The sequence below is a fragment of the Streptomyces sp. NPDC059398 genome (genome assembly GCF_042751845.1).
In the GTDB taxonomy this organism is placed as follows: Bacteria; Actinomycetota; Actinomycetes; order Streptomycetales; family Streptomycetaceae; genus Streptomyces.
Map to the genome: position 1 here is coordinate 50460 of NZ_JBHYWP010000037.1, position 14076 is coordinate 64535.

The 14076-nt window shown below is 65.6% G+C and carries 4 protein-coding genes; 3 read left to right on the top strand and 1 reads right to left on the bottom strand.

What is annotated here, in order from left to right; genetic code table 11:
• Positions 1-164: 164 nt before the first annotated feature.
• Entirely contained in the window at positions 165-4469 is a 4305-nt protein-coding gene (locus ACFXBC_RS15960) for a LamG-like jellyroll fold domain-containing protein (protein WP_385023901.1), read from the bottom strand.
• Between the two features lie 756 nt (positions 4470-5225).
• Here ACFXBC_RS15960 and ACFXBC_RS15965 point away from each other — a divergent pair.
• Genes ACFXBC_RS15965 through ACFXBC_RS15975 form a run of 3 tightly spaced genes read left to right on the top strand, consistent with a single transcriptional unit; the run spans position 5226 to position 13964 of the window.
• Positions 5226-5528, top strand: coding sequence for a hypothetical protein (locus ACFXBC_RS15965; protein ID WP_385023903.1), 303 nt, complete (start codon positions 5226-5228; stop codon positions 5526-5528).
• A 16-nt stretch (positions 5529-5544) separates the two neighbouring features.
• A complete protein-coding gene (locus ACFXBC_RS15970) occupies positions 5545-13563 on the top strand; it encodes a polymorphic toxin-type HINT domain-containing protein (protein ID WP_385023905.1) in 8019 nt (2672 codons plus the stop codon).
• Between the two features lie 23 nt (positions 13564-13586).
• Positions 13587-13964, top strand: a complete 378-nt coding sequence (locus ACFXBC_RS15975; protein WP_385023907.1) for a hypothetical protein — start codon at positions 13587-13589, stop codon at positions 13962-13964.
• Positions 13965-14076: the final 112 nt, after the last annotated feature.

A 14076-nucleotide genomic window follows, 5' to 3' on the forward strand; every position in this document is an offset into this window, starting at 1 on the left:
CTCCCGGGGGCCCGGCTGCACAAGGTGGATCCGCTGCCCGGCGCCTTCACCAACGACATGGCCGTGGGGGGCGGGCGCCCGGGGGCGCGCCCCGGCCGCCGCGGCCCGGAGCGGGCCCGCCCGCCCCCCCGCCGCCCCCCCCCCCACTCTTTCGGCCGCGCCAGTCAGCTCAGTTGGCCGAGTTTGGGGTTGTCGCCTGTGGCTGCGGCGTCGGCCGCGGGCAGGGCGGTGTTGTAGATGCGTACGTCGCTGATGGATCCGTCGGCGTATTCGAGGTAGGTGCCGTTGGAGACGGTGCGGCCGATCTGGAGGGGGCCGGTGGCGTTCCAGGGGGTGTAGGTCCAGTCGCGGACGCCTGTGAGCTTGCCATTGACGTAGAGGCGAAGTTCCTGCGCGGTGGCGTCGTAGACGCCGACCAGGTGGGTCCATCGGCCGGTGGTGGCTTTGCTGCCGTAGACGGCTCGCCAAGTGCCGGTGGTGGTGTCGTCGCTGCGGTGTCCAAAGCCCCAGACCTGGTCGCCGGAGGAGTAGTACAGCTGGAGTCCTGCCGCGTTGTTGTCTCCCCCGGCCTGGGAGACGAAGGTGCTGTTGGTGGTGAGGGAGTTGAGTTTGACCCAGGCGGAGACGGAGTAGCTGTCGGAGGTGTCCACGGCCGGGCCGGTGGCTGCAGCGTAGCCGGTAGTGCCGGTGAGGCTGAGGACCTTGCCGCGGCTAGCGTCGCCGGCCCAGGTGTATGCCCCGGTCGCTGTGACGTCGAGGGCGCCGTTCTTGTCTGCGGCTCTGGCCCCGGTGCCATCGTCGAGGTTCCACCAGTGGGTGGACGCGTCGGACGCAGTCCCCAGTGAGACGGGATCGGCGAAGGATGCAGAGCCACCGCTGGGAGCTGTGCCGGTGTACTCCGTCAGTTGTCCGCTGGTGTCAACGGCATAGAGGTCCGGGTTGCCGTCCGGGTTGCCGGAGACGCTGTTTACGTCTCCGGTCGAGGAGACACCGGGGTAGAGGGCGGGGGCAAGAACAGGAGAGAGCGCGGTGGGCGGGTTGGCGTCCCAGCCGGGTGCGGCAGTGCTGGTCCAGTTCTGAGCGGCGGTGCCGTTGCAGGTGTAGATGCGTACCTGGGTTCCGTTGGCGGTGCCGGCCTTGGGGTCGTCCAGGCAGAGGCCGGAGTTGGGGTTGACCAGGCTGCCGGTTGCGCCTGCAGTCCACTCCTGTGCGGCGGTGCCGTTGCAGGTGTAGAGCCGGAGCAGAGTTCCGCTGGCGGTGGCGCCTTGGGGCACATCGAGGCACTTACCGACGACGCGGAGAGCGCCGTCGCTGGTGTGGGTCCAGGTCTGAGCGGGGGTGCCGTTGCAGGTGTAAATGCGAACGGCGTTGCCGTTGTCGGTGAGGGCGTGGTTGTCGTCGAGGCAGATGCTGCCACCGCCGGAGGGGACCACGGCCGAGGTGAGGGCGGTGTGGACGGGGGCATGCAGTAGCTGCGGCACGAGGCTGCTCTGGTCGATGTTGAGGGGAAAGCTGTAGAGGCTTCCCGAGGTGTTGTCGCGGGCCCACAGGGTGGAACGGCCGCCGGTGACAGTCCCATTGCCCTGGACGTCGGTCGTGAGGATACCGCCGACGGTCCCGGGGGCGATGAGAGTCAGGTTGGACCAGTCACCGTCGCCGAGAAGGATGGGGTGCTTGAGGTGCTGGCCGCCGTCGAATTGGTAGATCCACAGCTTCTTGTTCTCGACGGTGACGACCGCGGGGTAGGCGTTGTTGTTGTCATATACGTCGCCTGGCGCGATGAGCTGGGTGATGTCCCATGTGGTGCTGTTGTAGCCGGCGGCACGGCAGCGGGCGTCGTCGGCGACGACGGTGGAGGTCTCGCAGGCGTCCTTGGTCACATCGGTGAAACGTTTGCCGATGTAGCCGGGGTAGGTGGAGTACTTGACGAGGGGGAGCGAGGTGTCGTCGGTTGCGTCGAGGTCGTTCTTGACGGTGTAGAGCTTGTTGGTCTGCTTGTTGTAGGCGAGCAGGTCGTCGACGTCGCCTCCGTGGAGGTTGCCGCGGTGGGCGATGAGGTAGTTGTTCCAGCCGGTGCGGTCGGGGGAGTCGTCCTTGGTGGCTACGGTCACCGGTCCGTTGATCGGCGGTGGGGTTCCGGTGAGGGGCCCGGTCTGGACGGGGGCGACGGCCTGAGCGGGGTCGGCGTTACCCGGCACGAGGTTGAGGTCGCCAGTGCTGCTGGTGGCGAGCAGGTCAGGTATGCCGTCGCCGGTGATGTCCCCGGGGCCGATTTTCGTGCTGGGGTTCCAGGGGGCGTTGAAGGAGTAACTGGAGGGTGTCTGGGACAGGTTGCCCGCCTGGTCGACGGCGGCGACGTACAGGGTATGGACGCCCCAGTGGGTGACCGGGATGGTGATTTTGCCGGTTGCGACACCCTTGGTGTCGGTGCTGGTGACAGCGGCCTTGGTGCCCGTGAGGGCGGTGGGCTGGCTGTCGAGCTGCCACAGGAAGTGGTCGACGCCGCTGGCGAGGCACACGCCCGGGCTGCAGGTGTCGGCCGGAGTGACGTCGGCGGCGGTCACGGTGAAGTCGGTGGTCTTGCCAGGGCCAGCGTAGACCACCGGGTCGGCTGAGCCGCTGCCGACGGAGGGGAAGGACTGGTTGGGCGCCAAATCGGGTGTGTTGGGCGGGGTGAGGTCGGTCTTGAACCAGCAGTGGTCGCTGGTGGGAGAGGTCAGGTGTGCTGCAGCGTTGTCCTGGGCGTAGACATCCCAGCCGTACTCGTGTCCGTCTTCGAGGGTGAACCCGATCTTCACGTCGGCGTCTGTGCCGGAGGAGACGTAGCCGCTGTCGGGGGTGGACTTGTCGGCAGCATTGCCTGAGGCATCGAGGTCATTGCGGTCCCAGACATGGTAAAGCGCTTTGACGAGTTCACCGGTCATGTTGGTTTTGACCGTGGAGTGGAGCTGGATGTTGCTGCCGGCGTCGCTGTAGGTGGTGGCTCCGATCCAGCCGTCGCCATTGGTCGCGCAGGTGGCGTCGGCGCCGGCGGCGGTTGGGGTGGTGTGGGGGCTGGTCGGAATGCTTGGCGGGATGTCGAAGGTGGTGGTCAGGGTGAGAACGCTGGACATACGCAGATAGTCGCTGCTGGAGCTCGATTCGTTGCCGAACAGCGCGACGGTCCAGTAGTCGTCGGCTGTGCTGTGGTTGTCGGCGATCTTCTGTGCCTGGGAGGTGACGGTGAAGCTGGCCGTGTGATTGCTGCAACTGCTGCCGGAATTCGCGGCGCTGGCGATCTTGGTGCTGACTGGTGCGTAGGAGCCGTCGACGGTGCCGGGTTTGCTGTCCCAGTCGGTGCTCTTGCTGATCGATCCAGTGGTGTGCAGGGTGATCGGTTGGTTCTGCGAGCAGTCCCAGCTCGCCGCGTAGGTGGATGAGACCGTGACGAGCGCCTTGGAGACCACCATGGACGGATCCAGGCCGCCGGTGGGGATCGCGTAGTAGGAACGCTCGATGCCGTTGCCGCAGGCGCCGCCCCAGCGCTGGTAACCCACCCCTTCGCCGCCGGGCTGTCCCTTGTCGTACTGCGGGCTGTTGGAACAGGTGGAGCTGGAGTACACCTCGTCGTAGTGCCCGGAAGTGTTGCTGTGCGGGTTCGTGTACGGGTCGAGGAATACGGGGTAATGGACGTCCGGTCCGGTCAGTGCCGAGGTGTCGGGGGTCAGCGTGAGGGCGCTGGGCGAGGTGGTCATCGGCACAGGGGCTACTTGGGCGCCGGGGCCGGGGCCGGCCGTCGAGGAGACCGTATCGTCGCCGGACTCTGCGAGCTCATCGGAAGTGGTATTCGCCCTCAAAAACTTTGTGGCTGTCGAGGATTGGGCGAACGACGTGCTGGTGCTGGAGTCCCACATCAGTGGCTGGGGGCTGCTGTAGTCAAGGGCGCCGTCCGAGGTGGTGGCTTCCATGCCTCCGGAGTCGCTGGAGTTCAGGGTGAGGCCCTGAGTGGAGGCAGCCAGTGTGAGCTTCTTGATCTGCGGGTTGGCCGCCGCGGCGGCGTCGTGGACGATCAGAACATCGCTGAAGCCGCCTTGGTCGGTAACCGAGACGGACAGGTCGGTGCCCGGGAGTACGGAGGTGTACAGGGCGGTGTCGCCGGTCACGGTCGGGGCGGGCAATGTGAAGGGCATGGTCAACGCCATGCTGTGGCCGTCCGCATGGGTCAGTGTGACCAGCGGACCACTGCCGCCGCCGGACAGGGAAACGTCGTTGGGGGTGGCCTTCGGTGAGTAGGTGCCGTCGGTGTTGGCGGAGAGTGTGGCGTCTACCGGCGTCCAGACGTCGTCATGCTTGACCCGGACCGGCATCAGGTTGGTCGTGGTGGTGAAGGAGCCGTCGGGGCTGGCGACGGTGCTGGATATCTGGCTGGTCATCGAGTCGACGGGCGTGTCCTGCCCGGCCGCGACGGCTTGAGCCTGTGCGGTCAGCATTGGATCAGTCGAGGCGGAGTCATCTGCCGCGGCCGGAACGCTGGGAAGAGCGAGCAGGAGAACTGCGAGAACGGGCAGTGGCGCCAGGCGCCGTCTCAACTTCGCGCCTCCAGGACGCTTATGAACGAATAGCTGCAACACAGGGCAAACTTCCTTCTGTCTACGGGCGGCGCTTGATGTGATGTGCGCCACTCCTGCTGTCCTGGCGGACGGGACGGATGTGTGCGCGGTGTCCGGATTTGCCTCGTGGCAGCGGCGTTGGCCTTTACACAAACCGAACACATTTTGCTGACCGTTTGCACACCTTCTGGTCACAGCGTCAGCACAGGCTATTGAGCAAGTCGTCGATCATCAATAGCCTCCCCTTCGATCACACACCCTGTGTGGCCGCGTGTGTGATGGCCCATCAGGGCCGCTGATCGTGGGGGTTTGAGTGAGCGGCAGACGGCGCTGGTTCGCGAGTGTGCGACACCGCATCCTGGGTGGACGGCTGAGTCGTTGGACGGTTGCCGTCGTTGTGCTGGCGCTCCTGGCCCCCATGGCTGTCGCCCAGGGGCTCGGCTTCGGGCTCTTCCCCATGGGGGGTGACAGCAGCCGCGGCGGTAATGCGGGGCACTATCACTTCAAGGGCGACGTGTGGAGCCCCAAGGCCCTGGCCGCCACCCCAGCAGTGAGCAGCCACTCGCTGAACCGGAAGACCTCGGTCCACCCGCGCGGATACAAGGCGCTGGGCAACTACCAGGTGGTCCGGCCGACATGGCCCAAGGCGGGTGCGTCCACGGTCTCCCTCACCCAGGGCATACCGGCAACCAAGCTCTCCTCGAACACTCCCAGTGCAACCAGCACTCCCACCCCTTCTGGTACGCCCGGCGCCCGGAACTCGCCCAGCTCTTCGGGTCCGGCGCCCAGTCCGACGACCAGCGCCTCGACCCCTGCTACGTCTGCGGACCCGTCCGCCCGCCCACTCTCAGCAAGGGCATTGCAGAGCGCGACCGGTGGGCAGGGATCGCCTTCGCCGACAGCCGCGCCGTCGCCTGCCGCGTCGAACTCCGCGTCTGAGAAGGCCCTTACCCCGGTGACGAAGCCCGTGAAAGCGGGCACTCTGCCGGTGTGGGTGTCATCCGCACCGGCAGCCCGGCACCCGTCACGGGCGTCCGGGGTGCGGATCCAGGTTGCCTCGCACGCCAAGGCGCTGAGGGCCGGTGCGAATGGCATGCTGCTGGGCTTCACCCGGGCCGGTGCGATGACAGACAGCGACCGGATCCGGGTGGTCATCGACTACAACCAGCTGGCGAAGGCGTATGGCGGTGGCTTCGGATCCCGCCTCCAGCTGATGCGGGTTCCCGCTTGCGCGTTGACGACCCCGCAGCTGGCGGAGTGCCAGACGCGGACCCCGCTCGGGTTCACCAACCGGGCCGGGGCGGGCCAGCTGACAGCGACCATCCCCGTCGGCTCACCGAAAGCTGACGCGACCAGTCGCGGCCTGTCGGCATCGGCCATGTCGGCCGACACTGCGACCACCGCCCTCGCCGTGACCTCGGGCAGCTCCGGCTCGCAGGGCAACTACGGTGCGACCTCCCTGAACCCCTCGGGGACCTGGCAGGCGTCAGGCACCGGCTCCTTCACTTACTCCTACCCGATCGCGGTGCCAGCGGCGATAGGCGGCAACGCTCCTACGGTGGGCTTGTCCTACGACTCGCAGTCCGTGGACGGTGAGACCTCGGCCCGCAACTCCCAGTCGGGATGGCTGGGAGACGGCTGGAGTTACCAGCCCGGCTCCATCGAGCGCAGCTACCGCCCCTGCGGAAGCCTGCTGGACAGCAGTGGCAACAAGATCGCCAAGGGGTCGGGGGACGAGTGCTGGGGCGGTGACAACGCCACCATTTCCTTCGGATCCCACTCCGGTGTCCTGGTACCCACAACGAGCTCCGGCGTCCCGGGCGAGATCCAGGAGTGGAAGCTCCAGGGCGATGACGGAACCCTGGTTCAGGAGCTGTCCGGCGCGGCCAACGGCCTGCACGACGGCGTCTACTACCGCGTCCTGACCACCGACGGCGCAGCCGCCTACTTCGGCGCCGACCACGCTCCGACCGGCCCCGGAACATCGGGCCTGGCACAGTCCTCCTCGCCGACGGACGCCTCCACCCACTCCGCGTGGAGTGTGCCGGTGCTCCACCCGCAGTCCAGCGACCCCTGCTACACCTCCGCAAAGGGCAAGGCATCGCAGTGCGACAAGCCCGAGGGCTGGCGCTGGAACCTCGACTTCGCCGTCACCCCGACCGGCTTCGTTCAGCGCTACGACTACACGACCGAGACCAACTACTACGACCTCGGCGCAGGCCAGGCGGCGACCGGTGACGACGGCACGCTGAGCTCCTACACCCGTGGCGGCACCCTTGCCTCCATCGCCTACGGCTACACCCTGGATGACGAGAAGGCGGGGCACACCCCAGCCGGAGAGGTGGATTTCACTTCTTCCCAGCGCTGCAAGGCCACGTCCTCCTTCACCGACTGCTCCGCCGGCAACCTCAAGGACTCCACGGCCCCCCACTGGCCCGATGTTCCCTACGACCAGAACTGCGACGCGAGCGACAGCACCCACCTGCCCGCCGGGTCGACCTCCATCCCGGAGAACGTCTGCTTCGATGCAGGGCCGAGCTTCTGGTCCACTACTCGCCTGGACACCATCACCACCAAGGTCCACGTCAAAGACTCGGGCACGGACAAGTTGCTGCCGGTGGACAGCTACAAGCTCGGGCAGACCTACTCCGACGCGGGCGGCTCGGTCGATCCGGTCACAGGTACCACAGTCGACCCGAAGGACGCCGGATCCCTGCAGGCCGTGATGTGGCTGCAGTCGATCACTCACACCGGCAAGGGCACCTACAACAACGGCAACAGCGACCTCACCCTGAACCAGGTCTCCTTCACCGGAACCGAGATCGACAACCGGGTCAACGACGTCTCACCGTCCGCGCCCCCGCTCTACCGTCCGCGCATCTCCACGGTCCAGACGGAAACCGGCGAAGGTATCGCCGTCGACTACAACCTCAACCCGTGCGCAGGCAAAACGCTGTCCATCAAGGCAGCCGACTCCAACACCAACTCCTGCTACCCGGTGTACTGGACCGTTCCCGGAGCCTCGAAGCCGATCGCGGACTGGTTCAACAAAACCACCGTGCACACGGTCAATGTCTCCGACCTGACGATCGCCTCCCAGTACAACCCCAACACCTCGAAGATCCCCGCCGGCTCGGAAAGCCAGCTGTCCACCTACAGCTATACGGGTGCCGCCTGGCACCGAGACGACTCGGTCCAGACGGACGACGAGTACCGCACCTGGGACCAGTTCCGTGGCTTTCGCACCGTCACCGTTGAGACTGGTAAGGCACCTGAGCCGGTCACCCGGCAGACCACCACGTATCTGCAGGGCATGGACGGCGACTACCAGGCCGACAAGTCCACCCGCCGTTCGGTCAGCGTGGACGCCAAGGTCGGCGGCAACACCGTCGAGAGCGTCACCGACGCCAATCAACTGGCCGGCCTCGTCCTGGAGGCCGACAACTACACGGCCGCCGGCGGCACCGTAAACGCCGTCAACGTCAATGGTCCCTTTGCCTTCACCGCCACGGAGACCGCCGTCCAGCATCCTTGGTCCGCCTGGACACAGGACGACAACCCGGGCGAGACCAAACAACCGCTCTCCACGCTCCCTGATCTGACAGCCCACCGGCCCAGGAGCACCCAGGCGCACTCGTACGAACTCCTCGCCAACGGCACCTGGCGACACTCCCGCACCGACACCAACTATGACGCTCAGGGACGCGTCGCGACCGTCGATGCCCACGGAGATGTCAGCACACCGTCCCAGGAGACATGCGCCACCACCGCATACGCCGCGCCCCCCGCCAACACGGTGATGCTCGACTACCCGGACCAGGTCACCGTGGTCAGCGGAGCCTGCGGAACTGCCGTCACGCCCACCACTCTGCTCTCCGACAAGAAGATCTATTACAAGGGCAGCTACACAGGTGACGGCGTATTGACCAACCTGGGCGCCTTCGGGCAGACGTCCGCCTCAGGTCAGGTGACACAGACACAGATCGCCTCCGGCTACACCGGCACCACGGAGAACTGGCAGACCACCGCTGCCATGAAGTACGACGGGGCGGGACGGATCACCGACGCCGCGAATGCAGCCGGGCAGAACACCCACACCGACTTCACTCCTGCATGGAGTGCCGGCCGCAGTAACACGAACGCCACCTCCACCGCCTCCCTGAACACCAAGAACTGGAAGGTCACTTCCACCGTAGATCCGCTGCGCGGGCTGCCCCTGGAGAACGTCGACGCGAACGGCCGCAAGACCGACATGACGTACGACGCGCTCGGACGCCGCACCGCGGTCTGGCTTCCCGGCCGTGACAAGGCGGGAGGCCAGAGCGCCGACAAGACCTTCGCCTACTCCATCAACCCCGGTGCGGTCGCGGCCCCGGGCGGCACCATCACCCAGCCCGGAGCACCGACCTCGGTCACCACCAAGACCCTCCGTGAAGACGGCAGTTACTCCACCGATATCTCCATTTACGACGGGATGCTGCAACCACGACAGACCCAGTCGACCGCGAACGGCGACGTCGCTGCCGGGCGCATCATCTCCGACACGTTCTACGACTCGCACGGCTGGCCGAGCGCCTCCTACGCCCCGTACTCCGAACCGACCGGCGACCCCTCGACCGCCCTGTTCGCGGCCAACGAGAACGAGATCCCGTCGGAGACCACCACCTCCTACGACGGCCAGGGCCGCTCCCTGGCGAGCACTCTGTGGCACCAGGCCGTCAAACAGTGGTCCACCACCACCAGCTACCCCGGCGCCGATGAAACCGACACCACCGCTCCGGCAGGGGGCCGCTCCACCGCCACCTTCACCAACGCGCTCGGACAGAAGACCCGCAGCGTCGTGAAGAACACCGGCTCCACTGTGATCCTGACCGGTGGCCAGGTGATCCCCTCCGGTACCTCGCTCACCTCCAGCAGCGTGCGGCTGACCATGCAGGGCGACGGGAACCTGGTGTTCAGCGCCCTGGCAACGGGGGCGACGATCTGGTCCAGCGCAACCAGCGGGAACCCGGGCGCCTATGCCAAGTTCGGCACCGACGGAAACCTGGTCATCTACAGCACCGCAGGTGCGGTGCTCATGTCCACGAACATCGCCCCCACCGTCGGATCCACCCTGCGGCTCCGTACCACTTCCACCCTCGTCATCGTGGCTGCCAACGCGACCACGATCTTGTGGCAGAAGGGCAAGTCAGGAGCCGTACCCGCAGCGGACGCCACCACCAGCTACACCTACACCCCCGCCGGCGGCGTCTCCACGATCAAGGACAACGCGGGAAACGCCTGGTCCTACAGCTACAACTTGCTGGGCCAGAAGACCACGCAGAGCGACCCGAACACCGGTACCACCACCTTCGACAAGTACGACGTGGCGGGCAACCTGCTGCAGAGCACCGACCCGCGCGGGCAAAAGCTGTCGTATGCGTACGACTGGGACAACCGAAAGACCGCTGAATACGCGGGCGCCTGGTCGTCCTCTCCCGATGCCAGCACGCAACTGGGTGCATGGACTTACGACACTCCAGCCAAGGGATACCCCACCTCCTCCACCCGCTACGTCGGCGGCAGCGGAAGCTCCGGCAAGGCATACACCCAGGCCGTCACCGGCTACAACACCGCATACCAGCCCACCGGTTCGACCGTTACGGTCCCGGCTGCTGACGGATTCGCCGCCGCCGGACAGAACACCGCGCCCAGCAGCGGCAACGTCACCTACACGAACACGGCCGCATACACGCCCAACACAGGGAAGCTGTCCACCACCCACTACCAAGCCGACGGCAACCTGCCGGCCGAGGACGTGGACTACGGGTACACCCAGCAAGGCAATCTCGACAGCTTCGGCGGCTATATCAACGCCGCCAACACCCCCGCCTACCTGGACATTGCCGTCCACGACCCGTTCGGCCGGATCAAACAGGCCAACTACGGGTCAGTCGGCAAGGAGACAGCCACCTTCGCCCAGTACGACGACACCACCGGCTCGGTCACCCAGACCAGCAGCATGATGCAGACCCAGAGCAACGCAGTGGACGTCGTCAACTACCGCTACAACCGCGCCGGCGACATCACAGCGATCGACGACCTGCAGGACAACACCACCCACGACACCCAGTGCTTCGCCTACGACTCCTTCCAACGCCTGACCGAGGCATGGACGGACACAGCAGGCATCACCAGCCCCACCAGCTCCCCGGTCGGATCCGTCGGCGGCTGCACCACCAGCCGTGTCCAGACCAATGGAGCAACCCCGGTCACGACCAGCACGGTCGGCGGTCCTGCCGCCTACTGGCAGAGCTACACCTACGACCAGCTCGGCGACCGCACCGGCATGGTGAACCACGACACCACCGGCAACGCGCTCAACGACACCACACAGACCGTCGCCTACACCGGCACCGACAGCACCACCGCGGCCACCCTGCCCAACCAGGCCGGGGCCACCACTACCAGCAACCCCGCCACCGGCACCACAACGCAGACCCCCACCTACACCGACCCGTCCCACAACAACGCCAACGCCGGCGACACCATCACCCGCAAAAACGTCAGTTCCGGTCCGTTGCGCACCGGCTTCGCCCTCACCGGCGGCGGCACACTCTGCATGGACGACGCCGGAGGCGCTGTCACACCCGGCACCGTGGTCCGCACCTACGCCTGCAATGCCACCATCGGGCAGAACTGGACCATCGGCACTGACGGCACCGTCAAGGTGAAGGGCGCCTGCCTGGACACCACAGGCAACGCCACGGCCGCCGGCACCCATGTCGTCCTCGACACCTGCGGCGCGGATGCCACCCAGAAGTGGAAGGTCACCACCGGTGGAACCCTGGTCAGCAGCGCCAACACGGCGATGTGCCTGACCGACCCGGGCGCCAGCGCCAACGTCCGCACCCAGCTCACCCTCGCGACCTGCGGCAGTGCCGGCCAGAAGTGGAACAACGCCACCACCGGAGCTATACCCGCAGGCCAGATCCAGAGCGTCACCTATGACGCCGAAGGCCGCACAGCCACCGTCACCACCCCCACCGGCGCCACCACCAACACCAGCAAGTACCTCTACGACGCCAACGGCCAGCTCCTCGAGCAGACCAGTGCAGTCGGCAGCGCGGACAAAACCCGCGTCCTGTATCTCTTCGGCGGTACCGAACAGATCACCCTGAACGTCACCGCCAAAACCTGGACCGGCCTGCGCAACTACACCGGCCCGGACAGCACCACCATCACCCGCACCTCCACCGGTAGCGTGACCTACCAGATCGCCAACGCTCAGGGCACCGCCACCACTGCTGTCAACGCCTCCACCTCGGCCGTCACCCGCCGGGCCTTCGACCCGTACGGCAATGCACGCGGCACGCAGCCCACCAGTTGGGTCTCCGCAGACGAAAACCGGGGCTTCCTGGGCCAGCCCACCGACACCACCACAGGCCTCAACCTTCTCGGCGCACGCAACTACGACGCCACCACTGGCCGCTTCCTCAGCCCCGACCCCGTCTTCGAAGCCGGCGACCCCAACCAAATGGGCGGCTACACCTACTCCGGAGACAACCCCACCACCAGCTCCGACCCCAGCGGTCTGCTGCAGATGTACACCCCCGCAGGTAGCGGCGTAGGAGCAACCGGCGGGCCGGAAGGGAACGGATGGGAGCCTCCCTGCACTCAGGTCTACGACGCCTGTGTAGGTAGCCCGCACTACACACCGCCCTCGAACTCGCACGGTTGGGGTTACGCAAAGCGTTTGTTCAAGGACACTACGGAGTCGATAGCAACGGCCGCTGTTGTTTCCGTCGTGGTGATCGCGGTGGGCGGATGCGCCGTGGAGTCCGGCGGCCTCGCCAGTCCGGCATGTGCCGCAGGCGGTGCCTCGGCCTTCACAACGGTCTGCGGATCACTGTTCGGCGACTGCGGATCAGGCGCGGAGGACGATCCGATCGGCGAAGTCGGCCGCGATGACAGACCGCATGGCGAGACCGCAGATGCCGGCGGTGCAGCCGGTGCAGGCAAGGAAGCGGCAGCCGGCGCGGCAAAGTCCGATGGGAAGGCGCCTGCCGCATCCAGGCCCGCCGACAGCCAGGAACACGCCAAGGCAGCAACCAGCGAAGCCGCCGCATCAGACGGGCCTGCCACAGGTGCATCGGGAACCGATGCACCTCCCCAGTGCTTCCTGGCCGGCACCAAGGTCCTGATGGCGGACGGCTCGAAGGAAAATATCGAAAAGATCAAAGTCGGGGACAAGGTCCAGGCCACAGACCCCGAAACCGGGAAGTCCGCGAAGCGCAAAGTCACCGCACTCATCATTACCGAGGGCTACAAGCACTTCGACGAACTGACCATCAAGACCAAGCACGGCAAGGCAAAACTGACCGCCACCTCCACACACCCCTTCTGGAGCCCCTCCGCACACCACTGGATACAGGCCGGAACCCTCAAGCCAGGCATGACCCTGCTGGCCAGGGACGGCTCAACCGTAGCCGTGCAGGCAAAGCATCAGTTCAGCAAGCACGCCCGCACCTACAACCTCACGATCGCTCAACTCCACACGTACTATGTCGTGGCGGGGACGACACCGGTACTCGTGCATAACACTTGTGGTGGTAGCGATCTAAGGGTTGCTGTCGGCAAGGGTGCAAGTCGCGATTACCAGATGTCCACCACAGGAATGATTGAAGTGCGCCTGCATGGCGGAGGTGAGAGGATTTGGGCGGATGGAGTTGAAGGCGACTCCATTCTCGATGCCAAATTCGTTAGCGGAAAATCAAGTCCATTCATCCCTCCGGGCATCAAGAATGCTAGGGTGCAAGGTTTTATTGATGCCGATATCGGCAATGAGATGCGGCGCTACGCGGCTGTCATTGACGATAGTGGTAATCCATACACGAATCTCCGGATCATAACCAACTCGAGTTCTGCGGTGCCGTACTTCGAAGGAATGATGAGCAAGTATGGTGTGCCCGGTACAGTCTCAGTGGTTCCGTGAGGCAGAAGGGGTGAGGTGGCGGTGTGACGTACCTTGTCTTCGCAGGTGACGAGGATGCCGAGTGGCACGTCGAGCAAGGAGAGCTGACCCGAGCCCTTCTGCGTGACTGGCCGAACGCAGAGATTCAAGAGCCCACTCCTTCGGATGCCGGGCTCGACGGGAGAGGTCTTCGGTGGACTTGCCGTATCGGCGATGGTGAGGTGGAGGCGTGGCTCAACAAGGAGGGAACATGCTTCTACATCGACGGTGAACTTCGTGGAGCGGCAAGTGTTGCGGCCTGGTTTCGGGGCCTAATGCCGCAATCGGTGGAATTTGCAATGTGTGACGACTCCTATTCGTTCCACCTGGTCATCGAAGATGGAAGCTCTGCGTTCGATATTGCGGAATCGATTCCGGATTGACTCATGGCTAACATCGAGTTGATGTGAGCTTCCGGCGTTTTCCAGAAATGGGACCACAATAACTCTCGATCAAACGACCCAAGGGCCCAGACGAGGAAATTCTCGTCTGGGC

What these genes read in the sequence shown, in the direction of transcription:
- ACFXBC_RS15960 (WP_385023901.1), bottom strand. Translation starts at nt 4,469, where the DNA reads ATGCTGACCGCACAGGCTCAAGCCGTCGCGGCCGGGCAGGACACGCCC.
- ACFXBC_RS15965 (WP_385023903.1), top strand. Translation starts at nt 5,226, where the DNA reads ATGGCCCAAGGCGGGTGCGTCCACGGTCTCCCTCACCCAGGGCATACC.